We start from the raw sequence: 25,121 nt of genomic DNA on the forward strand, positions 1-25,121 counted from the left end.
CCCGGCGGAAAGAGCGATTCGACAATGAGGATGAAGTAAACTAAGTTTAGTGGACTAAGTCCATGAGGAGGCGCCCGTGCGTGTCGTCAACATCCATGAAGCCAAGACCCACCTTTCCCGCCTTGTCGAGCAGGCGGCAGAGGGCGAGGCCTTCGTCATCGCCAAGGCGGGAAAGCCGATGGTGCGCGTCGTGCCGCTGGAGAGCGGCGCTGCCAAGGCGGCTCCGCGTCGCTTCGGGTTTCTTCGGGGGCAACTGAAGGTTCCCGCGGATTTCGACAGGATGGGCGAGGGGGAAATCGAAAAGCTGTTCAGCGGTGACGAATGAGGCTGCTGATCGATACCCGTCTCCTGATCTGGGCCGCCGAAGGGCCTGAACGCCTCAGCGCCGAGGCCGTCTCCCTGATGGCCGACGAGGATAACCTGCTGGTTTTCAGTGCCGCAAGCATTTGGGAGATCGCGATCAAGCAGGCTCTGAACCGGCATGATTTCTCGGCCGATGCGTCCCTTGTCTGGCGCGGCCTCCTCGAAAACGGCTATGAGGAATTGCCGATCAATGCCGCCCACGCGGTTGCGGTGGCAAACCTGCCGGCCATTCATGCCGATCCTTTCGACCGCATGCTCGTCGCCCAGGCGCGAACCGAGGGTCTCCTGCTGCTCACCGCAGACCGGCGTCTGGCGTCCTATCCCGGCCCGATCCGTCTCGTGTGATCCTGCCCGGCAGGATTCACCCTTCCTTCACCCTGTCCGCCATCCGGTTGTGGAAATCTGCGCTTCGGCCGCGCGCCGGTTAACCGCATTCTGGCATAGAGCGCCGCAAAACATGCGGCCGCCTTGAAGTCCGATACCCTGACACTCTATGTAGGGAGGACGAAACTTGCTGATTCCCAACGCTTGGCGACGGGTTTCAGGGCCACTTGAGATGAAGGATTGACATGACAAATCCCGTAGATACCGCCATGGCTCTGGTGCCGATGGTCGTCGAGCAGACCAACCGCGGCGAGCGTTCCTACGACATCTATTCGCGCCTCCTGAAGGAGCGCATCATCTTCCTGACGGGTCCCGTCGAGGACCATATCGCCACGCTCGTCTGCGCGCAGCTTCTCTTCCTCGAGGCAGAGAACCCGAAGAAGGAGATCGCGCTCTACATCAATTCGCCGGGCGGTGTCGTCACCTCCGGCATGGCGATCTACGACACGATGCAGTTCATCAAGCCGGCCGTCTCGACGCTGTGCATCGGCCAGGCCGCCTCGATGGGCTCGCTGCTTCTGGCCGCCGGCCACAAGGACATGCGCTTTGCGACGCCGAACGCCCGCATCATGGTGCACCAGCCCTCCGGCGGCTTCCAGGGCCAGGCCTCGGACATCGAGCGCCACGCCAAGGACATCCTCAAGATGAAGCGCAAGCTGAACGAGGTCTACGTCAAGCATTGCGGGCGCACCTACGAGGAAGTCGAGCAGACGCTCGACCGCGACCATTTCATGAGCGCGGACGAGGCGAAGGACTGGGGCCTCGTCGACCGCGTCATCACGAGCCGCGAAGCGGTCGAAGGACCTGACGCAGCGTAAGGTCATGGTTTTGCCGCGGATGAAGCTATTGTGACACATTTGTAAGGTCCACGGGGCTTTATCCGCCCGGCAAAGGCGGTAATATTGGCCGTTAATGCTATGTTGATTTGTGACAGCCTAGCATTCGGTATTTCGGTGGGGGATTCGTTGCCACCGGGTCTGGGGCCCAGCCCCTTTTCCGGTCAGTACCCCTGGAGCCTTTGACGGATGGCGCGAGCGGTTCCGGCAAGGGCGGTTTGAGTGGTCCGGCCATCTTCCGCAAGGAATGGGCGGCGTGCTGGAAGGAAAGTGATATGAGCAAGGTCAGCGGCAGCAACGGCGGCGACTCCAAGAATACCCTTTACTGCTCCTTCTGCGGCAAGAGCCAGCACGAGGTCCGCAAGCTGATTGCCGGACCGACGGTGTTCATCTGCGATGAATGCGTCGAACTGTGCATGGACATCATCCGCGAGGAGAACAAGACCTCGATGGTGAAATCCCGCGACGGCGTTCCCACGCCCCAGGATATCATCAAGGTCCTCGACGAATACGTCATCGGCCAGCAGCAGGCCAAGCGCATCCTGTCGGTCGCGGTGCACAACCACTACAAGCGCCTGGCGCATGCCGCCAAGGGCTCGGACGTGGAACTGGCGAAGTCGAACATCATGCTGGTCGGCCCCACGGGCTGCGGCAAGACCTACCTCGCCCAGACGCTCGCCCGCATCATCGACGTGCCCTTCACCATGGCCGACGCCACGACGCTGACCGAAGCCGGTTACGTCGGCGAGGACGTGGAGAACATCATCCTCAAGCTCCTGCAGGCGGCCGACTACAATGTCGAGCGCGCCCAGCGCGGCATCGTCTATATCGACGAAGTCGACAAGATCTCGCGCAAGTCCGACAATCCGTCCATCACGCGGGACGTGTCGGGCGAGGGCGTGCAGCAGGCGCTTCTGAAGATCATGGAAGGCACGGTCGCTTCCGTGCCCCCGCAGGGCGGCCGCAAGCATCCGCAGCAGGAATTCCTGCAGGTCGACACGACGAACATCCTGTTCATCTGCGGCGGCGCCTTCGCCGGCCTCGACAAGATCATCTCCGCCCGCGGCGAGAAGACCTCCATCGGCTTCGGCGCGACGGTGCGCGCACCGGAGGACCGCCGCGTCGGCGAGGTCCTGCGCGAACTGGAGCCGGAAGACCTGGTCAAGTTCGGCCTCATCCCCGAGTTCATCGGCCGTCTGCCCGTGCTGGCGACGCTGGAGGATCTCGACGAGGACGCGCTGATCCAGATCCTGTCCGAGCCGAAGAACGCGCTCGTCAAACAGTACCAGCGCCTGTTCGAGATGGAAGACGTGGAACTCACCTTCCACGAGGACGCGCTGCGCGAGATCGCCCGCAAGGCGATCGTGCGCAAGACCGGCGCCCGCGGCCTTCGCTCGATCATGGAGAAGATCCTGCTCGACACGATGTTCGAGCTGCCGACGCTGGAAGGCGTGCGCGAGGTCGTCATCTCCGACGAGGTGGTCAAGGGGGCGGCCCGTCCGCTCTACATCTACTCGGAGCGTTCCGAAGAGAAGGCCAACGTTTCGGCCTGAGCCAGGACCCCTCCCTAAATCCCTCCCCACAAGGGGGAGGGACCTGATATGCCGCGCCCCCGCATTCAAAATCAGGGTGATGAGCAAGCCTCAATCTTTCTCCCCCCCCTTGTGGGGGAGATGCCGGCAGGCAGAGGGGGCGGCCCCGTAAAGCAGGGGCGTTGCCGTCTGCGTCTTCATCGTGCCTCATCTAGCGACATTTCGTGACTGGTTCCCGTCCACCGGAGGGAGCATGATGCGGGATCCGCCATCGCAAGAGGGGTTGCGCAGCGAGGCGGGACAGGCGACGATGAAAGACCTCGATCCTGTTCTGCGTCACTCAATCAATGTTCCGGAAGAAGGCCGCAAGTTCCGCGACAGGGCCGCAGGCTAGGCTTTCTCCATGTAAGCGCATATCCGGTCCGCCGCGGGGTGGGGCACTCCGCGGCCGTACTTGAAAAAGCGTTAACCGCACGCCACTTGTGGGTGGAAAAGATCGCCGGCCCGGTGAGCCCAAGCACCGATCGGTCCGGTTCCCGGAAACGGGACGTTTGAAAGGAAATGACATGACGAAGAAGACGTCTGCGCCGCACGAATCGACCGCTTTCCCGGTCCTGCCCCTGCGCGACATCGTGGTGTTCCCGCATATGATCGTGCCGCTGTTCGTCGGTCGCGAGAAGTCGATCCGCGCGCTGGAAGAGGTGATGGGCACCGACAGGCAGATCATGCTTGCCACCCAGATCAACGCCTCCGACGACGACCCGGAGACCGACGCCATCTACCGCATCGGCACCGTCGCCAACGTTCTCCAGCTCCTCAAGCTGCCCGACGGCACCGTCAAGGTGCTGGTCGAAGGCCGCGCGCGCGCCGAGATCGACGGCTATACCGACCGCGAGGAATTCTACGAGGCGACGGCCCATGTGCTGGCCGAGCCGGAAGAGGACCCGGTGGAGATCGAGGCGCTGTCGCGCTCGGTCGTCTCCGAGTTCGAGAACTATGTGAAGCTCAACAAGAAGATCTCGCCCGAGGTCGTCGGTGCCGCGAGCCAGATCGAGGACTACTCGAAGCTCGCCGACACGGTCGCTTCGCACCTCTCCATCAAGATCGTCGAGAAGCAGGAAATGCTGGAGACGACGAGCGTGAAGCTGCGCCTTGAAAAGGCGCTCGGCTTCATGGAAGGAGAAATCTCCGTCCTGCAGGTCGAAAAGCGCATCCGGTCGCGTGTAAAACGCCAGATGGAGAAGACCCAGCGCGAGTACTACCTCAACGAACAGATGAAGGCGATCCAGAAGGAGCTCGGCGACGGCGAGGACGGCCGCGACGAGATGGCCGAACTGGAAGAGAAGATCGCCAAGGCCAAGCTCTCGAAGGAGGCCCGCGAGAAGGCGGACGCCGAGCTCAAGAAGCTGCGCCAGATGAGCCCGATGTCGGCCGAAGCCACCGTCGTGCGCAACTATCTCGACTGGCTGACGGGCATTCCGTGGGGCAAGAAGTCGAAGATCAAGACCGACCTCAACAATGCGGAAAAGATCCTCGACGAGGATCATTTCGGCCTCGACAAGGTCAAGGAGCGCATCGTCGAGTACCTCGCCGTGCAGGCCCGGTCCAACAAGATCAAGGGCCCGATCCTTTGCCTCGTCGGCCCTCCGGGCGTCGGCAAGACCTCGCTTGCGAAATCCATCGCCAAGGCGACGGGCCGCGAATATGTCCGCATGGCGCTCGGCGGCGTGCGGGACGAGGCCGAGATCCGCGGCCACCGCCGCACCTATATCGGCTCGATGCCCGGCAAGGTCATCCAGTCGATGAAGAAGGCGAAGAAGTCCAACCCGCTCTTCCTGCTCGACGAGATCGACAAGATGGGCATGGACTTCCGCGGCGACCCGTCTTCGGCCCTGCTTGAGGTGCTGGACCCGGAACAGAATTCGACCTTCATGGACCACTACCTGGAAGTCGAATACGATCTCTCCAACGTCATGTTCGTGACGACGGCGAATACGCTGAACATTCCCGCGCCCCTCATGGACCGCATGGAAGTGATCCGCATCGCCGGCTACACGGAAGAGGAAAAGCTGGAAATCGCCAAAAGGCACCTCTTGCCCAAGGCGATCCGCGACCACGCGCTGCAGCCGAAGGAATTCTCGGTTACCGACGGCGCGCTGATGGCGGTTATCCAGCAGTACACCCGCGAGGCGGGCGTTCGTAACTTCGAGCGTGAACTGATGAAGCTCGCCCGCAAGGCGGTCACCGAGATCATCAAGGGCAAGGCGAAGAAGGTCGAGGTCACGGCGGAGAACATCCACGACTTCCTCGGCGTTCCGCGCTTCCGCCACGGCGAAGCCGAGCGCGAGGATCAGGTCGGTGTCGTCACGGGCCTTGCCTGGACGGAAGTCGGCGGCGAGCTGCTCACCATCGAAGGCGTCAGCCTGCCGGGTGGCAAGGGCCGCATGACGGTGACCGGCAACCTCAAGGACGTGATGAAGGAATCGATCTCGGCAGCGGCCTCCTATGTCCGTTCGCGCGCCGTCGATTTCGGCATCGAGCCGCCGCGCTTCGACAAGACGGACATCCACGTCCACGTTCCGGAAGGCGCGACGCCCAAGGACGGCCCGTCGGCCGGCATCGCCATGGCGACCGCCATCGTGTCCATCATGACCGGCATCCCGGTCTCGAAGGATATCGCGATGACGGGTGAGGTGACGCTGCGCGGCCGGGTCCTGCCGATCGGCGGCCTCAAGGAGAAGCTGCTCGCAGCCCTTCGCGGCGGCATCAAGAAGGTGCTGATCCCGGAAGAAAACGCCAAGGATCTGGCGGACATTCCGGACAACGTGAAGAACAGCATGGAGATCGTGCCGGTCTCCCGCATGGGCGAAGTCATCGAACATGCGCTGCTGCGCAAGCCCGAGCCGATCGAATGGGACGGCTCTCTCGAGGCGGCCAAGGTGCCCGCCGTCGAATCGTCCGAGGAGGGCGCAGGCGCCGTCGCGCACTGAGCCTTCGCCTCCCGCATTGCCGCGTTTTCGGCGCGGAAAAGCGAAAGACCGGCCTTCGGGCCGGTCTTTTTCGTTGAAAACGTGTGTAAACCCCGGATTCTCAGGGGATTGCGGCGAAATATTCTTGCGGGTCGAAGGGCGATGCGTATTCTGCCCCCGACTTGTATGAGTCGTTTCAAACCGTAAGAAAGGGGTGGAAACATGAACAAGAATGAACTCGTATCCGCGGTCGCTGAGAAGTCCGGCCTCTCCAAGACGGACGCAGCATCGGCTGTCGACGCCGTTTTCGAGACGATCCAGGGCGAACTCAAGAACGGTGGCGACGTTCGTCTCGTCGGTTTCGGCAATTTCTCCGTATCGCGTCGCGAAGCTTCGAAGGGCCGCAACCTTTCGACCGGCGCCGAGATCGATATCCCGGCTCGCAACGTGCCGAAGTTCTCGGCCGGCAAGGGCCTGAAGGACGCCGTCAACGGCTGATCCTTCGTGCCGCATGATCCCTAAGTCGGAAGCGGTTTAGGGATCACGCGGCATATCGATGTCGTGCAGCGCCTGATGTGTCTTTCATGGCGCGCTGCGCTGCAGGGCAGAGCGGTTATCCACTCCGCCGCAAAATCCTGGATTTCAGGATCGGGGCCCGGTTTTCCGGGCCCCTTTTTATTGCGCCAAGGAACGGCCGCCTGTCATGCGGCTGTTACACGAAGGCCGCAGAACCGCCGCGCTCGCGGCGGTCCTCGCCGCATCGGTGGCGCCCGCCGCCAGCGCCGAGCCCGTATTCAACCGCGTTGCATCCTTCGCCATCGCCGACAACCTGCCGGACGGCAAGGGCAAGGCGACGCCCACCTCGTCCGAGATCATCGCGGCGAGCGAGGACGGCAACGCGCTCGTCTAAGCGGGCTTCGCATGCGCGAGCGGCCCTGGCGACTGTTCGGGTTCGATGGAACGGCGGATGAAGACCCAGGCTCTCCCACGGGCTTGGTGTCCCAAAGGTGCTGCGGTCTCTCATCCGCCACCGCAATCGGCAATACAGCGCCAATCCCGGGCAAAAGGAAGTTACAAAGGTGGCCGGCAGGCCGGATGAGGGGCGGCCAAAGATACAAAAGGCCGGGATTCTGCGATCCCGGCCTTTCCAGTTCGTCTTTCCGTCGGGGCTGTCAGTCGACGGCTTCCAATGAACGGATCGGTGCCATGTCGGCAGTACCCGCGTTCTTGTCTCTTTCCCGTTGCAGCGCCTCGGTTTTCTCGCTGAGACAGCGGATGATTTCCTTGAGCTGCTGCTTCTGTTCCTCGGTGAGGACGGCGAAGATCGCCTCGATCGTCTTGTGCTGCGGCTGCTGGGCGGCCGAAATGACGGTCCGGCCCATATCCGTGATCGAGACGATCTTGGCACGGCGGTCCTTCGGGTCGGGCTCGCGCTTGACCAGCTTGTCACGCTCGAGACCGTCGATCGCTTCCGTCACCGTGCGGGGTGCGAAACCAAGAGCGCAGGCGATATCCGTCGACCGTTGCGGGCCCTGACATTCCAGAAGAAGCAGGAACTTGCTGCGGGCGAGCGACACACCTTCGTCCATCATGCACTCGTTCACCAGGCGGCTGACCTGATGGTAGAGCTTGAACATGCCCTGGGAGATTTCTATCGTGCTACTCATGAGGTGGAATATAGGTATTATGAGGGACCATGTCAAAGGATCGTAACGTTTTTCGATGAATTTGATCATAGATATTGAACGATCATCGTAAAGCCGCCCGGCCGTTATTTCCGCCTTCCCGGAAGGTTTTTTCCGGGGGCATCATTTCACCCTGCATAACCCGGCTCTTCGGCCTGCGGGCATTGACCCTTCGGGGCGTCGGGGCGATTGTCCGGCCATGCCTTTCCGCTTCATCCACACGGCCGACCTGCACCTCGATTCGCCGCTCACCTCCCTGGCCCTCCGCAATGCCGACCTCGGCGACCTCGTGCGCGGGGCGACCCGCACGGCGCTGGAGCGCATCGTCGACATCGCGCTTGCCGAGGCGGTCGACGCCCTCGTGATCGCCGGCGATCTCTACGACGGCTCGCAGACCTCCATGGCGACGGCGCTCTTCCTGATGGCCGAGATGCGGCGGCTGGAGGCGGCGGGCATCCGCGTCTATCTCATCCGCGGTAATCACGACGCGCAGTCGCAGATCACCCGCGAGCTCACCTTCCCGCCGAACGTGCATGTCTTCGACGGACGGGGAAAGCCGGTGCAGGCGGGGGCGCTGGCGAACGGGCGCGAGGTCCATGTCCACGGCATCAGCTTCGCCAATCCGCATGCGCCGGCCTCGCTGCTGCCGTCCTTCCGCGCGCCGGTGGCCGATGCGGTCAATATCGGCCTGCTCCACACCAGCCTTGCCGGCGCAAGCCGCCACGATCCTTACGCGCCCGTCAGCATCGCCGACCTCGCCGCGCACGGCTTCGACTATTGGGCGCTCGGCCATATCCACCAGCGCCGCGTGCATCTGGAAAAGCCGTGGATCGTCATGCCCGGCAACCCGCAGGGGCGCGACATCAACGAAAGCGGGCCGAAGGGCATCACGCTCGTCACCGTGGAGGAGGACGGCACGATCGCCTGCGAGGAGCGCCCGGTCGCCGTCGCCGTCTTCGAGCGGCTGTCGGTGGACCTTGCCGGCGTCGACGACTGGCGCGGCATGCAGGAGCGGGCCGAGGCGGTGCTTGCCGCCGCGCTCGCCGCGACCGGCGGCGCCCATCTCGTCGCGCGCCTGACGCTGGCGGGCGCGACGCCGCTCGCCTGGCGCCTGCGCCGCGATGAGGACCTGCTGCTCGCCGAATTGCAGAACATCGCCGCCTCGCTCGGCTCCGGCTGGATCGAGGCGGTGGAGCTTGCCGTCACCGCCCCGCCGGTCGCCGAAGGGAGCGATGCCGGGCCGCTCTCCGAGCTTTCCCGCCTGATGCACGCGGACGTCACCCTCAGCCATGCCTATCGCGAGGAGCTGCGCGAGACGCTCGCCGATCTCCTGCGGCAATTGCCGAAGGAGGCGCGCCACCTTCTCGTGCCGGACGAGGCGGCGGAGGAGGGGCTGATCGCCGAGCTTGCCCGCGAGGGGGCCGATACCGTGCTCGCCCGCCTCGGCGGCGAGCGGGAAGGGGCCTGACATGCGCCTCAACCGTCTCGACCTCGTCCGCTACGGCAAGTTCACCGAGCGCAGCCTCGATTTCGGCGCGCCCCGGCCGGGCAAGCCGGATTTCCATCTCGTGCACGGCCCGAACGAGGCCGGCAAGTCGACGCTCTTTTCCGCCTATCTCGACCTCCTCTTCGGCATCGAGAAGACGAGCGCCTACGGTTTCCTGCATCCTTATGCGCTGATGCGCGTCGGCGGGCGGCTTTCCATCGGCGCGGACGCCGTGGAGGCATACCGGCTTAAGCGCAACCAGGGAACGCTGGTCGCCGCCGACGACCGGCCGCTGCCCGATACGCTCTTCGCCTCCGTCCTCGGCGGCATGGACCGCAGCGCCTACCGCACCATGTTCTCGCTCGACGACGAGAGCATCGAGAAGGGCGGCGAAGATATCCTCAAGAGCGAGGGCGAGCTTGGCGCCATGCTGTTCTCGGCCAGTTCCGGCCTTTCAGACATGGCCTCCGGCCTTGCCGCGCTGAAGGCGGAGGCGGACGATTTCTACCGGCCCGCCGGCCGCAAGCACGGGCTCTCCACGCTGAAAACCGAGATCGAGGCGCTGGCGGCCGAGCGCAAGGCGCTCGACGTCGCCGCCCGCGACTACGGCCTTCTCGTGCGCGAGCGCGACGAGGCCGCCCGGCGCCATGCGGAGGCGAGCGCCGAACGGGCCGAAGCGCGCGCCGCGCTGGGGCAGGCCGAGCGCAGCCTTGAGGCGCTGCCCGCCCTTCGCCGCCTGCGCGCCCTGAGGGCCGAGCTCGGCGCCTTCGACCTCGGCGATTCCCCGCCGCCCGGCTGGCGCACCCTTCTGGGCGAGCTTGCCCGTGAGGAGGCGGAGATTACCGCTCGGACCGAGGGCGTGGCTGCCGAGCGCGACCGTTCCGCCGAGGAGCGTGCGGGCCTATCCGAGGATGCCGCGGTGCTGGAGGCCGAGGCCGATATCGCGGCCCTTGCCGGCTCCGCGCTGGAAGCCCGCTTCCGCACCGCCGCGATGGACCTTGCCGCGCGCGAGGGCGAGCGTGACCGGCTTGCCGCGACGCTTCGGGCGGAGATCGCCGCGCTCGGCCTTCCGCCGGAGGCCGACCCGACAGAGATCCTGCTGCCGCCCGGCCTCGGCGAAAAGCTCACCGCGCAGCTTTCCCGCCGCGCCGCGCTTGCCGAGCGCGCCGAGGCCGCCCTTCGCGAGCGGGCCGAGGCGGAAAAAGCGCTGGAGGCCGCGCGCGCGGCGCAGGATTGCGGCGCGGAGGGCGATGAGGCGCAGCAAGTGGCGCTCGGCGCCGCGCTGCGCGCCGCCCGCTCCGGCGATCTTCCCGGCCGTCTTCGCGAAGCCCGCCGTCTTCTCGCCCTTGGCCGGCGGGAGGCCGAGGCGGCGATGGCGGGGCTTGCACCGTGGTCCGGCACGACGGCGGCGCTCGCGGCCCTGCCGGTGCCGTCGTCTTCGGAACTGGAAAGCCTGCGCAAGCGGCGCGAGGCGGCGGAGGACGCCCTTCGCCGCCAGCAGGAGCAGGTCGCCGTCCTGACGCTCGAAAGCGCCGGCGCCAAGGCAAGGCTCGACGCGCTGCAGGCGATAACGGGCGCTGCAGGCGAGGAGCAGGCGGGCCGCCTGCGCGCCGGGCGCGAGGAGGCCTGGCAGGCGCATCTCGCCCGGCTCGACCGCCAGACCGCCGCCGCCTTCGAGGCGGCGATGCGGGACGACGACCGGGCGACGGATGCGCGCCTGCGCAGCGCCGACCGCCTCTCCGAAATCCGCCTGCTTGAGCGCAGCGTGGCGGACGGTTCGGCGCGTCTTGCGGCACTCGCCGGCGAGACGGAACGGCTTGAGGCGGCGCGGACAGAGACGGATGCGGAGATCGCCGCCGCCGCCCGCCGCTGCGGCCTGCCGGCGGAGACGCCCTTGCCGGAAACGGCGGGCTGGATCGAGCGCCGCTCGGCCGCGCTCGCCATGGCCGCCGATCTTGCCCGGCGCGGCACGGAGGCCGATGTGGTCGAGGAGGAGGCAAGGGTGACGCTCCTGCGGCTTGCAGGCCTGCTCGGGGCGGATTTTCCCGCCGGGACCACGTTCGAGGAAGCCGTCTTCCTTGCGGAGGACCGTCTGGAGGCGCTGAAGACGGCGGAAGCGCGCCGCCTTGCCGCCGCCGAGCGCCACACCCGTGCCACAGCCGAAGCCGAAGCGCGCGGCAGGGCGGCAGGGGAGGCGGCGGACACCCTTTCCGCATGGCAGGCGGCATGGCAGCGGGACATCGCCGGCACATGGCTCACAACGGACCGGGCGCCGGGCGATCCGGAGCGCCTTGCCGCCCTTCTGCCCGCCCTGCAGGCACTCGCCCGCACCGTCGAGCGGCACCGCGAACTGGAGCATCGCATCGCCGCCATGCGGCGCGATCAGGAGGATTATACCGGCCATGCGCAGCGGCTCGCCGGCCGGCTCGGCGAGGCGTTCGACGCGGCGGACCCGCTTGCCGCGGTCGCAGGCCTTGCCCGCCGGCTCGCCGCGGCGAAAGCGGTGCACGACCGGCGCGCGGCGCTCGACAAGGCGCTGGCGCGGCTCGGCGAGGAGGCCCGCACGCTGGAGGAGCGCCGGGCGGCGCTTGCCGCGCGGCTTTCGGAGATATTCGCCTTCCTTGGCTGCACCGGCCTCGCGGAGGCGGAAATCCTCCTGGAATCCTATCGCCGGCGCGACGATCTTCTCGACCGCATCGGCGAGGCGGCGCGCGACCTTGCCCGGCAGATGCGCCTGGAAACCGCCGAGGAGGCGGAGGCGGTCCTGTCGACGGTCGACGAGGACCAGCTTGCGGGCGAGCGGGCCGACCTTGCCGCACGGCTCGACGATCTCGACCGTGCGGTGGAGGAGCAGCACCTTGCAAAGGCCCGCGCCGACGAGGCCCTGTCGAAGATCGCCGGCAGCGATGCGGCGGCGGCGCTGGAGGAGCGGCGGCGCACGGCGCTCGTCGATCTTGCCGAGCGTTCGCGGCGCTACCTTGCTACGCGCGCCGGCATCCTTGCGGCCGAGCAGGCGCTGCGGCTCTACCGCGAGCGCCACCGCAGCCGGATGATGGAGCGGGCCTCGCACACCTTCCGCGCCATCACGGGCGGGGAATATGCGGGCCTGTCGACGGTGCTGGAGAAGGACGGCGAGTTCCTCGTCGCCAATGCCGCCTCCGGCGCCTCGAAGCTCGCGAAGGACCTTTCCAAGGGCACGCGCTTCCAGCTCTATCTCGCGCTGCGCGTGGCGGGCTACCACGAGATCGCCGAAACCCGCGAGACCGTGCCCTTCATCGCCGACGACATCATGGAGACCTTCGACGACGGGCGCGCGCTGAATGCCCTGCGCGTCATGGGCGAGATGGCAAGGGGCGGGCAGGTGATCTACCTCACCCACCACCGGCACCTGCGCGATCTGGCGCGGGAAGCCTGCCCGGACGTTGCGATCCACGAGTTGTAACGGCCGCCCCGCCGGGCGCGGAACTTGACTCGCCCGGCGGTAAATGGTTCTTGGCGCACCATCTGCGCCGTGCGAAGCCTGCTTCGCGCGACCTTCCGCCTTCGATGAACGGACAGGCATGAACATGAGGACCGGGAAAGAGGCGACGATGTGGGAGCGGGGTCTTGCGCCTGCCGGCTTCCTCGTGCTGCTTTTCACCCTCTTCCTCTCGCAGTTCTCCCTGCCCGACAGCGCACGCACCGCAGGCCATCCGCAGCGTGCGGCTGCGGAAGGGGGCGTCGCGCCGTCGCCGCTTTCGCCTTCCGGCGACGATCTCTGGTTCCCGGCGAGCGGCCATGCCGAGCGGCGGACGGCCAAGGCGAAGGCCGGCCTTGAAAGCGGCAATGCCGGCGGCAATGCTCTCCTGCCCGGCACGGGCTTCCTTGCCTATCCCTTCGAGACGGCGGCTTTGCTGGTCTTCGTCCTTGCCGACGATGCGGGCCCGGCGCGTGCAGCCACCGCGTTCTTCAGAAGCCGTGCGCCTCCGGCCCTTGCCGGTTGAGGCTCCGTGGCGCCGGTTGCGCGCCATTCGATGACATTCCGATCCCAGCGGACGGCGTCGGCCTGAGGGCGCGCCGTTCCGGCAGTTGAAGTGGAACACCCAATGAAAACCTCCAAGTGGGCCCTGATGGTCTACGCCGTCATCATCCTTTTCGGGATGCTCGCGGCCGTGCCCAACGTGCTGACGTCTGAGCAGCAGGCGAAATTCGGGCGCTACCTGCCCGCCAACCCCGTCACCCTCGGCCTCGACCTGAAGGGCGGCTCGCACCTCGTCCTCGAAGTGGATTCCGCCGCGCTGCGCAAGGCGCGCATGGATACGCTCCTCAACGACGCCCGCGCCATCCTGCGCAAGGCCGGCGAGCGGGCCTCGGCCGCCCGCCTCAACGGCGCCACGCTGACGATCACGCTGCCCGACCAGGACGCGCTCGACAAGGTGCTGCCGGAAGTGCGCAAGCTTGCCGCGCCTGCCTCCGCGCTCGGCTTCGGCGGCGGCTCGGCCGATATCGACGTCGCCACGAGCGGCACCGTCATCAACGTGACGCTGACGGAAGCCGGCATCAACGAGCGCATGTCGGCCGCCGTCGAGCAGAGCCTCGAGATCATCCGCCGCCGCGTCGACCAGGTTGGCGTTGCCGAACCGCTCATCCAGCGCGTCGGCGGCGACCGCATCCTCGTCCAGCTTCCGGGCCTCCAGGACCCGACGCGCCTTCGCCAGCTGCTCGGCTCGACCGCGCAGATGAGCTTCCACATGGTCGACCAGAGCGTCGATCCGAACGGCGTCGCCCCGCGCGGCGTGCTGATCCTGCCCGGCGCCAACGACGGCCGGAAGTATGCGGTCGAGGAGCGCGTCGCGATCTCCGGCGACCGCCTTGCCGACGCCAAGGCCGGCTTCGACCAGCGCACGAACGAGCCGATCGTCTCGTTCACCTTCGATTCCACTGGCGCGCGCCAGTTCGCGGAAGTCACCCAGGCCAATGTCGGCAAGCCCTTCGCCATCGTCCTCGACGGCAAGGTGCTGACGGCGCCGGTCATCCGCGAGCCGATCCTCGGCGGCCAGGGCCAGATCTCGGGCAACTTCAACCCGCAGGAAGCGACCGTGCTTTCGGCGCTGCTGCGCTCGGGCGCCCTGCCGGCCCCGCTCACCATCATCGAGGAGCGCACCGTCGGCCCGAACCTCGGTTCGGACTCGATCCGCATGGGCCTCTATACCGGTCTTGCCGGCCTTGCCGCCGTCGTCGTGATGATGCAGGTGCTCTACGGCTCCTGGGGCCTCATCGCCAATCTCGGCCTCGTGCTGCACACGATCCTGACCATCGGCCTGCTCGGCCTTCTCGGCTCGACGCTGACGCTGCCCGGCATCGCCGGCATCATCCTCGGCATCGGCATGGCCGTGGACGCCAACATCCTCATCAACGCCCGTATCCGTGAAGAGACGGCGGGCGGGGCGGGGGCCATGAAGGCGCTCGACGTCGGCTTCAACAAGGCCTACGCCACCATCGTCGACGGCAACATGACCACCATGGTGGGCATGATCCTGCTCTTCATGTTCGGCTCGGGTCCGGTGCGCGGCTTCGCCATCACCATGATCATCGGCCTTGCCATCTCCATGTTCACCTCGATCACCTTCGTGCGCCTGCTGATGCGCGAAGTGGTCATCCGCAGCAAGATGAAGAAGATCAACATCCATTCGATCTTCGGCCAGGTCTGGAGCATCCCGAGCTTCTCCTTCATGCGCGGGCGCTATATCGCGATCGCGACGTCGGCGATCATCTCGACCAGCTCGATCGTCCTGTTCTTCACGCCGGGCCTCAACTACGGCATCGACTTCGTCGGCGGTATCCAGGTGGAGGCGACCTCCAAGGCGCCGATCGACCTTGCCGTGCTGCGCAAGAAGATGGAGGACCTGAACCTCGGTGAGGTGGCGCTGCAGGAATTCGGCCAGGGCACGTCCGTCCTCGTGCGCGTCCAGCGCCAGCCGGGCGGCGAAGCGGTGCAGACCGCCGCGCTCCAGGAAATCCGCAACGGCGTTGCCGAAGTGATCCCGGACGCCAGCTTCGAGCGCACGGAAGTGGTCGGTCCGACGGTCAGCACCGAGCTTGCCCGCTCCGGCTTCCTTGCCGTCGGCCTCGGCATGCTGGCGATCCTGATCTACATCTGGTGGCGCTTCGAATGGCACTTCGCCGTGGGCGCCATCGTCACGCTGGTGCTGGACATCACCAAGATGATCGGCTTCTTCTCGCTGATGCAGATCGACTTCAACCTGACGGCCATCGCCGCGGTGCTGACGCTGATCGGCTATTCGGTGAACGACAAGGTGGTGGTCTACGACCGCATGCGCGAGAACCTGCGCAAGTACAAGACGATGCCGTTCTCCGACCTCATCGACCTGTCGATCAACCAGGTGATCATGCGATGCATCTTCACCTCGCTCGCCGTCGCGGCCTCGCTGCTGCCGATGGCGATCTGGGGCGGCGATACGGTCAAGCCCTTCGCCTGGCCGATGCTCTTCGGCGTCGTCGTGGCGACGACCTCGTCGATCTATATCGGCGGCCCGATCCTGCTCTTCCTCAGCCGTTACTGGAAGGATCGCAGCGCGACGCGCACGGCCGACGCGCCGGCGGCGGAGGCTTGAATGCAGAACGGGCGCCCTTGAGGCGCCCGTTTCGTTTCAGGAGAAGCGCGCCGGGCTGAAGGCCGCCGCCTCCACGCCCTCGCGGGCAAGCGGTTCGGGCACCGGAGCGCCGGCGAGGAGGCTGCCGGCAAGGCTGCCGAGGGCGGGCGAGGTGAGGATGCCGTAGCCGCCCTGGCCGGCGAGCCAGAAGAAGGACGGTTCGTCCTTCGCAAAACCCACGACCGGCAGGCGGTCCGGCGAGAAGCTGCGCATGCCGGCCCAGCTCCTGAAGACGCGGCGCACGCTGAGGGTCGTCGCCTCCTCGATGTAGTGGGCGGCATAGGCGACATCCAGTTCTTCCGGCTGCACGTCGGCGGGCTCGCACGGCGTCTCGTCAGCGGGGGAGGCAAGCAGGCGTCGGCCCTCCGGCTTGAAATAGAACGTGTCCTCGATCTCGTTCATCTCCGGCAGGCGGCTTGCCTCGACGCCCTCCGGCAGGTCGACCGTGACGGCGGTGCGTCGGTGCGGCACGATGCCGATGGGCTGAACGCCGGCGCGGGCGGCGACGGTATCGGCCCAGCCGCCGGCCGCATTCACCAGCATGCCGGCGACAAGCGTCTCCTCGTTCGTCTCGACCAGCCATTTGCCGCCGACGCGCCGGGCGCCGGAAAATTCGCGCTTTTCGAGGACCTGCGTGCCGTGGCGGCGGGCGTGGCGGGCATAGGATTGCAGGAGCGCGTCGACCTCGATGTCCCAATAATCCGGGTCGAAATAGGCGGCGGCGACATAGGCGGGATTCATGATCGGTGCGCGGGCGAGGAGGGCGGTCTCGTCGAGCCATTCGACGGCGGCACCGAGCGCCTTCGCTTCGTTAAAGCGGGCCTGCACCAAGGCCGCCTTTTCCGTAGCGCCGAAGACCACGCTGCCGCGGGGGATGAGCAGCGGCACCTCGCAAAAGCCTTCCGGCGGCGCGGTCATGAAGGCGTGGCTGGCGCGGGCGAGCGCGTTGACGGCGGGGGCGTTGTCGCGCAACGTGAACTCGGCGGCCGACCGGCCCGTGCTGTGGTAGCCGAGCGCGCCTTCCTGCTCCAGAACGACGACGGAGCGGTGCGGGCTCAGGAAATAGGTCAGCGACAGGCCGGCGATGCCGCCGCCGATGATCGCGATGTCGAAGGTCTGCATGGTCGTCTCCGCCTGTCGTTTCGCCACAGGGGTAAGGGAGCGGCCGCCATTCTTCAAATTTATAGGGATGAAGGTGGCTATCAGCCGGATTGATGCTGGTCGCCCCAGCGCCATGCGGGGACATCGGCGATATGGGTGAGGAAGGCGCGTTCGGCCGGGTTCAGCGTCGCGCCGGGATTGGTGATGCGGAAGGTCTCCGTCACCGGCAGGTCGGCATAGGGCGGCAATTGCCAGAGCTCGCCGGCATCGAGCGCCCGGCCGGCGAGGTGGACGGGCAGCATGCCGATGCCCGCATTGGCGATGACGAGCCGCAGCACCTCCTCCACGTTGAAGGCGAGGGCGCGCACCTGCTGGCCGAAGGAGCCGATGGCGCGCACGGCCGTCACCGGGCCCATATGCGGGCCGCCCAGCACGTCGGCGAGGAAGCTGACATAGGGCTCGCCCCGCAAATCCTCCAGTCGCGCATCCGCCGCGCCGAACAGCCGGTGGCTGCGCCCGCAATAGAGCGCATAGCGCTCGTAGCAGAAAGGCGCCTTTTCCAGCGCCTCGGGGATGATTCCGTCCGAAAGGCCGAGCGTGGCGACGCCCCGCTCCACCGAGCGGATGACGTCCGTGGTGGTCTCGACGGTGACGCCGACCGTCACGCGCGGATAGCGCTTGAAGAAATCGGCGATCGCCCGGTCCCAGGCCGGGTTCATGGCATGGCTGACGGTGTGGATGGCGATATGGCCGGCGACCTCCTCGCCCGAGGTTTCCATCGCTTCCGGCAGGCGCACGATGGAGGTGAAGATGTCGCGGCAGAGCGCATGCAGCCGCACGCCGGCTTCGGTCAGCTCGAAACGGCCGGGGCTGCGGTCGATCAGCCGGTGGCCGACCGATTGCTCCAGCCGCTTCAGCGCCATGCTGACGGCCGGCTGCTGCAACAGGAGCCGGTTCGCCGCCCGCGTGATCGAGCCTTCCTCCACCACGACCACGAAGGTGCGCAGGAGGTTCCAGTCGAGATTGTGGGCAAAGCGTTCGAGACGGTTGAGCGGCATGCGCCTAGCTAGGCTCCGCAACCCCGCGAAGGCAAGGGGCGGTCGGATCGGCAGCCTTGTATTTTTCGCGAAAGAACAAGGCGGTCGAAACCGCCTTGGAGTGTCTACGAAATTTCATTCTCACACCTCTCCTCCGTCATGCTCGGGCTTGACCCGAGCATCCACGAGCCACGGCGATGGATCCTCGGCTCAAGGCCGAGGATGACGACGGAGGGGAGGCGAGGTTTCGCCCACCACCATCCGGTGGAGACGGTCACCCGCACCTCACTTCATCGTATAGATATCGATGGAGAAATACTTGTCGTTGATCTTCTGGTAGGTGCCGTCCTCGCGGATGGCCTTCAGGGCGGCGTTGAGCTTTTCGCGCAGGTCGTTGTCGTCCTGGCGCACGGCGATGCCGACGCCTTCGCCGACGAACTTCGGGTCGGTGATCGGCTTGCCGATCAGCTCGCAGCAGGCCTTGCCGTCGTCGTTCTTGGTGACCCAGTCGAGCAGCGGGATCATGTCGCCGACCTGAAGGTCGAGACGGCCGTTCGCCATGTCGAGGTTGACCTCGTCCTGCGTCGGATAGAGCTTGATGTCGGCATCCGGGTAGACGGCGGCGACATAGTCGGCCTGCGTGGTGCCGGACTGGGCGCCGATGGCCTTGCCCTTCATGCCCTCGTTGGTGAAGTCGGTGATGCCGGAATTCTTCGCGGCGGCATGGGTCATGGCGGCGAGGTAGTAGGGATCGGTGAAGGCGACCTGCTTCTTGCGTTCCTCGGTGATGAACATCGAGGCGATGATCATGTCGTATTTTTTGGCGATGAGGCCGGGAATGATGCCGTCCCAATCCTGCGCGACCACCTCGCACTCGACCTTCATCTTCTCGCAGAGCGCAAGGCCGATCTCGACGTCGAAGCCGCCGAGCTTGCCGGCCGAATCCTGGTAGTTGAAGGGCGGATAGGCGCCTTCCGTGCCGATCTTCAGCGTCTCGGCGGAGGCGTTGGCGGCAAGCAGCGTGGAGCCGGCGAGCGCCAGTGCCAGAAGCATTCTTTTCATGGTGGTTCCCCTGTTGTCTTTGGACGATGGGGAACGGTAGCGCGGGGCGGCGCATAAACGAAATAGATAGCCATGATGTTCGCTATCATTCCGGTTGATGCGCCGGCCTGGTTTTCCGGCTGCTACCAGCGCTGGTGGACGTGCGGGGCGACGAGGCGTTCGTAGATCTCCCGCGTGGCATCCATCACGTCCTGCGGGATGGGCGGAAGGCTTGCGGCCGCAGCATTGGCCTTCGCCTGCGCGGCGTTGCGCGCGCCGGGAATGACGACGCTGACGGCGTCCGCCATCAGGATCCAGCGGAGCGCGAAGGCGGCCATGCTTTCGCCCGCCGGCACCAGCGCGCGGATCTCTTCGACCGCCTGAAGCCCCGTCTCGAAGGGAACGCCCGCAAAGGTCTCGCCGACGTCGAAGGCCTCGCCGTTGCGGTTGAAGTTGCGGTGGTCGTCGGCGGCGAAGGCGGTCTCGCGCGAAATCTTGCCGGAGAGGAGCCCGCTTGCCAGCGGCACGCGGGCGATGACGGCGACGTTGCGGCGGGCGGCTTCCTGGAAGAAGAGCCGCGCCGGGCGCTGGCGGAAGATATTGTAGATGATCTGCACGCTGACGACGCCCGGATATTCGATCGCCTTCAGCGCCTCCTCGACCTTCTCGACGCTGACGCCGTAATTGGCGATCTTGCCGGCGGCCTTGATCTCCTCCAGCGCTCCGAAGACCTCGGGGCGATAGAACACCTCGGTCGGCGGGCAATGGAGCTGCACGAGGTCGAGCCGCTCGACGCCGAGGTTCTTCAGGCTCCGGTCGATGAAGCCTTCGAGGTTTTCCTTGGTGTAGCCGTCGGCGACATGGGGCGAAAGGCGGCGGCCGGCCTTGGTGGCGACCATCGGGCGCGCGCCGCCGCGGTCCTTCAGAACGTCGGCGATGATCTTTTCCGAGCGGCCGTCGCCATAGACGTCCGCCGTGTCGATGAAGGTCATGCCGGCATCGAGCGCGGCGTTGAGGGCGGCGCGGCCGTCGGCCTCGCTCACATCGCCCCAGGCGCCGCCGATCTGCCAGGCGCCGAAGCCGATGTCGGTCGTGGTGAAGCCCGTGCGGCCGAAGGTGCGATGTCTCATGAAAATGTCTCCCGGCAAAAATCGATGTGCCGGGAGGTAGCATTCCGCCGGGAGGCGGACAAGGAAATCGCGCGATCTTCCGGTCAGGCCGGCATGATTTCAACGAGATAGAAGGCGGCGCTGTCGCCGGCCGGCACCACCTCCGCCTTTTCCGCGCCGGCGAGCACGAGCGCGTCGAGCGGCTGGAGGCCGATGAGGCCGTCGCCCGTCGAAACGCCGAGCGGTGCGAGCGCCAGAAGCAGGCGCCCGCCGGACGATGCCGGAAGGACCGTCGATGCCGACGCGACATGATGCGTGAGCGTGTGCCGGAAGGCGCCGCGCCGCGTCATCACGTTGAGGTCGGTGATCGGTCCGCCGGCAAGGCGCGCCGTGGTGGGCGCATCGGCGGGAAAGGCGAGCGGCGCGGACTGCGGCGTCAGCAGCCTGTCGCCGAGCCCTTCGATGGAAAGCGCCATGCCGTCGCCCGAAAGCACCGCCAGCGTGCGGTCGATGCCGGGGAAGACGGAGAAGGGGCCGTCGCTCGCCACGCTCGCCATGCTGACGCGCCAGCCGAAATCCGAAAGGCTCGCGCCTTCCGGATGGACGATCACCTCGACCGTCTCGCCGCCGCCGTTCTTCCACGGCATGCGGCGATGGTCGGCGTTGGGCAGGAGCCTCGCCATCAGTTGCCGAGGATGGCCGGCAGGCGCAGGCCCTTTTCCTTGGCGCAGTCGATGGCGATGTCGTAGCCGGCATCGGCATGGCGCATGACGCCGGTGGCCGGGTCGTTCCACAGCACGCGGCCGATGCGCTCGGCGGCGTCATCCGAGCCGTCGCAGCAGATGACCATGCCCGAATGCTGCGAGAAGCCCATGCCGACGCCGCCGCCGTGGTGGAGCGACACCCAGGTCGCGCCCGAGGCGGTGTTGAGGAGGGCATTGAGCAGCGGCCAGTCGGAAACGGCGTCCGAGCCGTCCTTCATGGCTTCCGTCTCGCGGTTCGGGGAAGCGACCGAGCCCGAATCGAGGTGGTCGCGGCCGATGACGATCGGTGCCTTCAGCTCGCCGTTCCTGACCATCTCGTTGAAGGCGAGGCCGAGGCGGTGGCGGTCGCCGAGGCCGACCCAGCAGATGCGCGCCGGCAGGCCCTGGAAGGAGATGCGCTCCCGCGCCATGTCCAGCCAGTTGTGTAGGTGCGTGTTGTCGGGCAGCAGCTCCTTCACCTTGGCGTCGGTCTTGTAGATATCCTCCGGGTCGCCGGAGAGGGCCGCCCAGCGGAACGGGCCGATGCCGCGGCAGAACAGCGGGCGGATATAGGCCGGCACGAAGCCGGGGAAGTCGAAGGCGTTTTCCAGGCCTTCGTCTTTGGCGACCTGGCGGATGTTGTTGCCGTAGTCGAGCGTCGGGATGCCGGCATGGTGGAAGGCGAGCATCGCCTCGACATGGTCGCGCATGGAGGCGCGGGCGGCCTTTTCCACGGCCTTCGGGTCGCTTTCGCGCTTTGCCCGCCATTCGGCCATGGTCCAGCCCTTCGGCAGGTAGCCGTTGATCGGGTCGTGCGCGGAGGTCTGGTCGGTGACGATGTCCGGGCGGATGCCGCGGCGGACCATTTCAGGCAGGATCTCGGCCGCATTGCCGAGGAGGGCGACGGACTTGGCCTCGCCCGCCTGCGTCCAGCGGTCGATCATCTCCATGGCCTCGTCCAGCGTCTCCGCCTTCTCGTCGACATAGCGGGTGCGCAGGCGGAAATCGATGGAATCGGGGTTGCACTCGATGGCAAGGCAGGAAGCGCCGGCCATGACGGCGGCGAGCGGCTGGGCGCCGCCCATGCCGCCGAGGCCACCGGTGAGGATCCACTTGCCCTTGAGGCTGCCGTTGTAATGCTGGCGGCCGGCTTCCACGAAGGTCTCGTAGGTGCCCTGCACGATGCCCTGGCTGCCGATATAGATCCACGAGCCGGCCGTCATCTGGCCGTACATGGCAAGGCCCTTCTTATCCAGCTCGTTGAAATGGTCCCAGTTGGCCCAGTGCGGCACGAGGTTGGAATTGGCGATGAGGACGCGCGGGGCATCCTTGTGCGTGCGGAAGATGCCGACCGGCTTGCCGGACTGCACGACGAGCGTCTCGTTTTCTTCCAGATCGCGCAGCGAGGCGACGATCGTGTCGAAATCCGCCCAGGTGCGGGCGGCGCGGCCGATGCCGCCGTAGACGACCAGCTCGTGCGGGTTTTCCGCGACGTCCGGGTCGAGGTTGTTCATCAGCATGCGCAGCGGCGCTTCGGTCATCCAGCTCTTGGCGGTGCGCTCGGTGCCGGTGGCGGCGCGCACGTCCCGGATGTTGTGGCGGGGATTGTCGGTCATGGCTGGTTCTCCCGGATCAGCGATTGAGGGTGGAGGCAAGCGCCTCGATGTGGGTGAGGATGTCTTTCAGGTGGACGCGGAGTTTTTCGGCCTTTTCCGCGTCGTAGGCGAATGGCGGGGCCTCGCTTGCAAGATGGCTGCACTGGGCAAGCTCCATCTGGATGGCGTGGACGCCGGTTTCCGGCCTGCCGTAGTGGCGCGTCGTCCAGCCGCCCTTGAAGCGGCCGTTGAGCACGCTCGTATAGCCCTCGGCCTTCGAGCAGACGTCGACGGTCGCCGCCTCGATCTCTTTGGCGCAGGTGCGGCCCATGTCGGTGCCGACGTTGAAATCCGGCAGCCGACCCTCGAAGAGGAAGGGGATCAGCGAGCGGATCGAATGGCAGTCGTAGAGGATGGCAACGCCATGGACCGCCTTCACGCGCTCGATCTCGGCGGCAAGGGCCGCATGGTAGGGCGCATGGAAATTGGCGAGCCGATGGGCGATATCCGCTTCGGTCGGCGCAGCGCCGTCCTTCCAGATCGCCTTGCCGTCGAAATCCGTCTCCGGCACGAGGCCCGTCGTGTTCTGCCCCGGATAGAGGCTGACGCCGGCCGGGTCGCGGTTGGCGTCGATCACGTAGCGGTGGAAGGTGGCGCGCACCGTCGTCACGTCCGGCAGGAGGCCGTCATAGAGGCGCTCGATGTGCCAGTCGGTGTCCGCGAGGATGCGGCCGTTGTCGTTCAGCCGCTCCCATATATCGGCCGGAACCTCCGTGCCGGTATGCGGAAAGGCGAGGATGACGGGCGAGGTGCCCTGGTGGGTTTCGAAGACGGTGCTCATCGGATGGCCTCCATGAAAACCCCTCCCCAACCCCTCCCCACAAGGGGGAGGGACTTAACGCGCGGCACTCTGCGCGCAAAAGAATGGAGGGAAGAGCGTGCGTCCAGCCTTTCTCCCCCCTTGTGGGGGAGATGCCGGCAGGCAGAGAGGGTCTTCATGCCCGGCAGGGCAGAGGAGGGTATCAAGGCAAACATGTCCATCCTCACACCTCCAGCACCGGCAGGATGCCCTTGGAGACGGAGGCGGCGAGCGCGCCGGAGGAGATGAAGGTGCCGGCGGCCGCAAGGTCGGGGGCCATGTAGCGGTCTTCCTCCAGCGTCGGCACGACGGTGCGCAATGCGGCCACGACCTTCTGCAGTTCCGGGCTCGTGGTGAGCGGGGCGCGGAACTCGATGCCCTGTGCTGCCGTCAGCGCCTCGATGCCGACGATGGCGGCAAGGTTCTCCGTCATGCGCAGGAGGCGGCGGGCGCCGTGGCAGGCCATGGAGACGTGGTCTTCCTGGTTGGCCGAGGTCGGCGTCGAATCGACCGAGGCGGGATGCGCCATCTGCTTGTTCTCGCTCATCAGCGCGGCGGAGGTGACTTCCGCGATCATCAGGCCGGAATTGAGGCCCGGCTTCTTGGCGAGGAAGGCCGGCAGGCCGAAGGAGAGGGCCGGGTCGACCAGCAGCGCGATGCGCCGCTGCGCGATGGCGCCGATCTCGCAGACCGCAATCGCGATCTGGTCGGCGGCAAAGGCGACGGGCTCGGCATGGAAGTTGCCGCCGGAGACGACCGTGTCGTCGGAAAGCACCAGCGGATTGTCCGTCACGGCGTTCGCTTCGATTTCCAGCGTGCGGGCGGCAGACCGCAGGAGGTCGAGGCAGGCGCCGTCGACCTGCGGCTGGCAGCGGATGCAATAGGGATCCTGCACGCGCTCGTCGCCGGTGATGTGGCTTTCGCGGATGACGGAACCGGCGAGCAGCGCGCGGAGCGCCGCGGCTGCGTCGATCTGGCCCTTGTGGCCGCGCAGCGTGTGGATATCGGGATGGAACGGCGCGGAGGAGCCCATGGCGGCATCCGTCGAGAGCGCGCCGGTGACGAGCGCGGCCTGCGCGGCGCGGTGGGCGCGGAAGAGGCCGGTGAGCGCCAGCGCCGTGGAGACCTGCGTGCCGTTGATGAGGGCAAGGCCCTCCTTGGCGGCCAGCACGACCGGCTTCAGGCCGGCCTTTTCGAGCGCCGCCCCGCCCGGCAGGCGCTCGCCGGCATAGAAGGCCTCGCCTTCGCCGATCATCACCGCCGTCATGTGGGCGAGGGGGGCAAGGTCGCCGGAGGCGCCGACGGAACCCTGTTCCGGGATGACCGGGACGACGCCCTTTTCCTGCATGGCCTCGATGAGGCGCACGACCTCCAGCCGCACGCCGGAGGCGCCGCGGCCGAGCGAGATGAGCTTCAGCGCCATGACGAGGCGCACGATGTTCTCGCCGAGCGGTTTGCCGACGCCGCAGCAATGCGACAGGATCAGGTTGCGCTGGAGCGTGGCGACGTCGGCCGGCGCGATCTTGATGGAAGCGAGTTTGCCGAAGCCCGTGTTGATGCCGTAGACCGGCACGTCGCCGCTGGCGATCTCGGCGATGCGCGCGGCGGCCTTCTCGATGCCCGCGTCGAAGGACGCGTCGAGCCGGGCGGCTTCGCCCGTGCGGTAGATGGTTTCAAGGGTCTTGAGGGGCACGGAGCCCGGATGAAGCGTGATTGTCATGGTTCACT

General features: G+C 66.6%; 19 protein-coding genes and 1 pseudogene. 11 read left to right on the forward strand and 9 right to left on the reverse strand.

Annotation, left to right across the window (positions count from 1 at the left end; all coding sequences use genetic code 11):
* Nucleotides 1–76: 76 nt before the first annotated feature.
* The 7 genes and pseudogenes from ACZ5TO_RS05610 to ACZ5TO_RS05640 form a co-directional block, all read left to right on the forward strand.
* Complete coding sequence (locus ACZ5TO_RS05610) at nt 77–325, forward strand: type II toxin-antitoxin system Phd/YefM family antitoxin (RefSeq protein ID WP_464799856.1); 249 nt, start codon at nt 77–79, stop codon at nt 323–325.
* Nucleotides 322–708: a type II toxin-antitoxin system VapC family toxin gene (locus tag ACZ5TO_RS05615; protein WP_464799857.1), complete on the forward strand. Its 387-nt coding sequence runs from the start codon at nt 322–324 to the stop codon at nt 706–708. The genes ACZ5TO_RS05610 and ACZ5TO_RS05615 overlap by 4 nt, the downstream gene beginning before the upstream one ends.
* A gap of 224 nt (nt 709–932) precedes the next feature.
* Entirely contained in the window at nt 933–1,565 is a 633-nt protein-coding gene (gene clpP, locus ACZ5TO_RS05620) for an ATP-dependent Clp endopeptidase proteolytic subunit ClpP (RefSeq protein ID WP_184144556.1), read from the forward strand.
* Between the two features lie 293 nt (nt 1,566–1,858).
* Entirely contained in the window at nt 1,859–3,136 is a 1,278-nt protein-coding gene (clpX, locus tag ACZ5TO_RS05625; RefSeq protein WP_184144555.1) for an ATP-dependent Clp protease ATP-binding subunit ClpX, read from the forward strand.
* 545 nt (nt 3,137–3,681) lie between these two features.
* Nucleotides 3,682–6,105: an endopeptidase La gene (gene lon / locus ACZ5TO_RS05630; RefSeq protein WP_184144554.1), complete on the forward strand. Its 2,424-nt coding sequence runs from the start codon at nt 3,682–3,684 to the stop codon at nt 6,103–6,105.
* A gap of 201 nt (nt 6,106–6,306) precedes the next feature.
* A complete protein-coding gene (hupB, locus tag ACZ5TO_RS05635) occupies nt 6,307–6,582 on the forward strand; it encodes a DNA-binding protein HupB (protein WP_108001199.1) in 276 nt (91 codons plus the stop codon).
* 205 nt (nt 6,583–6,787) lie between these two features.
* A pseudogene (locus ACZ5TO_RS05640) lies at nt 6,788–6,991 on the forward strand (hypothetical protein); the annotation flags it as partial.
* 265 nt (nt 6,992–7,256) lie between these two features.
* Here ACZ5TO_RS05640 and ACZ5TO_RS05645 read toward each other — a convergent pair.
* Nucleotides 7,257–7,721: a MarR family winged helix-turn-helix transcriptional regulator gene (locus tag ACZ5TO_RS05645; RefSeq protein WP_464799858.1), complete on the reverse strand. Its 465-nt coding sequence runs from the start codon at nt 7,719–7,721 to the stop codon at nt 7,257–7,259.
* 247 nt (nt 7,722–7,968) lie between these two features.
* On the opposite strand from ACZ5TO_RS05645, the gene ACZ5TO_RS05650 reads away from it, so the two are divergent.
* The 4 genes from ACZ5TO_RS05650 to secD all read left to right on the forward strand — a co-directional run bounded on the left by ACZ5TO_RS05650 (nt 7,969) and on the right by secD (nt 15,869).
* Complete coding sequence (locus ACZ5TO_RS05650) at nt 7,969–9,237, forward strand: metallophosphoesterase family protein (RefSeq protein ID WP_464799859.1); 1,269 nt, start codon at nt 7,969–7,971, stop codon at nt 9,235–9,237.
* A 1-nt stretch (nt 9,238) separates the two neighbouring features.
* A complete protein-coding gene (locus ACZ5TO_RS05655) occupies nt 9,239–12,697 on the forward strand; it encodes an ATP-binding protein (RefSeq protein ID WP_464799860.1) in 3,459 nt (1,152 codons plus the stop codon).
* Between the two features lie 118 nt (nt 12,698–12,815).
* The gene (locus tag ACZ5TO_RS05660) at nt 12,816–13,238 is read left to right on the forward strand and encodes a hypothetical protein (RefSeq protein ID WP_464799861.1); all 423 of its coding nucleotides are present in this window, start codon (nt 12,816–12,818) and stop codon (nt 13,236–13,238) included.
* Nucleotides 13,239–13,340: 102 nt separating this feature from the next.
* Nucleotides 13,341–15,869 carry a protein translocase subunit SecD gene (secD, locus tag ACZ5TO_RS05665; RefSeq protein WP_184145371.1) on the forward strand — a complete coding sequence of 843 codons (2,529 nt, stop codon included), beginning with the start codon at nt 13,341–13,343 and terminating at the stop codon, nt 15,867–15,869.
* Nucleotides 15,870–15,905: 36 nt separating this feature from the next.
* Here secD and ACZ5TO_RS05670 read toward each other — a convergent pair whose 3' ends face one another.
* From ACZ5TO_RS05670 to hutH, 8 genes are all read right to left on the reverse strand, one after another.
* On the reverse strand, nt 15,906–17,030 hold the full coding sequence (locus ACZ5TO_RS05670; protein WP_464799862.1) for an NAD(P)/FAD-dependent oxidoreductase: 1,125 nt from the start codon (nt 17,028–17,030) through the stop codon (nt 15,906–15,908).
* A gap of 80 nt (nt 17,031–17,110) precedes the next feature.
* Entirely contained in the window at nt 17,111–18,067 is a 957-nt protein-coding gene (locus tag ACZ5TO_RS05675; RefSeq protein WP_464799863.1) for a LysR substrate-binding domain-containing protein, read from the reverse strand.
* A gap of 264 nt (nt 18,068–18,331) precedes the next feature.
* On the reverse strand, nt 18,332–19,108 hold the full coding sequence (locus ACZ5TO_RS05680) for an ABC transporter substrate-binding protein (protein WP_464799864.1): 777 nt from the start codon (nt 19,106–19,108) through the stop codon (nt 18,332–18,334).
* Nucleotides 19,109–19,230: 122 nt separating this feature from the next.
* Nucleotides 19,231–20,217 carry an aldo/keto reductase gene (locus tag ACZ5TO_RS05685; protein WP_464799865.1) on the reverse strand — a complete coding sequence of 329 codons (987 nt, stop codon included), beginning with the start codon at nt 20,215–20,217 and terminating at the stop codon, nt 19,231–19,233.
* Nucleotides 20,218–20,300: 83 nt separating this feature from the next.
* Nucleotides 20,301–20,879 carry a HutD/Ves family protein gene (locus ACZ5TO_RS05690; protein WP_464799866.1) on the reverse strand — a complete coding sequence of 193 codons (579 nt, stop codon included), beginning with the start codon at nt 20,877–20,879 and terminating at the stop codon, nt 20,301–20,303.
* The gene (gene hutU / locus ACZ5TO_RS05695) at nt 20,879–22,555 is read right to left on the reverse strand and encodes a urocanate hydratase (RefSeq protein ID WP_464799867.1); all 1,677 of its coding nucleotides are present in this window, start codon (nt 22,553–22,555) and stop codon (nt 20,879–20,881) included. Before hutU ends, ACZ5TO_RS05690 begins: the two co-directional genes overlap by 1 nt.
* Before the next feature lie 16 nt (nt 22,556–22,571).
* Nucleotides 22,572–23,375 (reverse strand): N-formylglutamate deformylase, encoded by an 804-nt coding sequence (gene hutG, locus ACZ5TO_RS05700; protein WP_464799868.1) that lies wholly within the window; start codon nt 23,373–23,375, stop codon nt 22,572–22,574.
* A 202-nt stretch (nt 23,376–23,577) separates the two neighbouring features.
* Nucleotides 23,578–25,113 (reverse strand): histidine ammonia-lyase, encoded by a 1,536-nt coding sequence (gene hutH / locus ACZ5TO_RS05705; protein ID WP_464799869.1) that lies wholly within the window; start codon nt 25,111–25,113, stop codon nt 23,578–23,580.
* Nucleotides 25,114–25,121 lie beyond the last annotated feature (8 nt).

The organism is Shinella sp. Sh6, assembly GCF_055392685.1.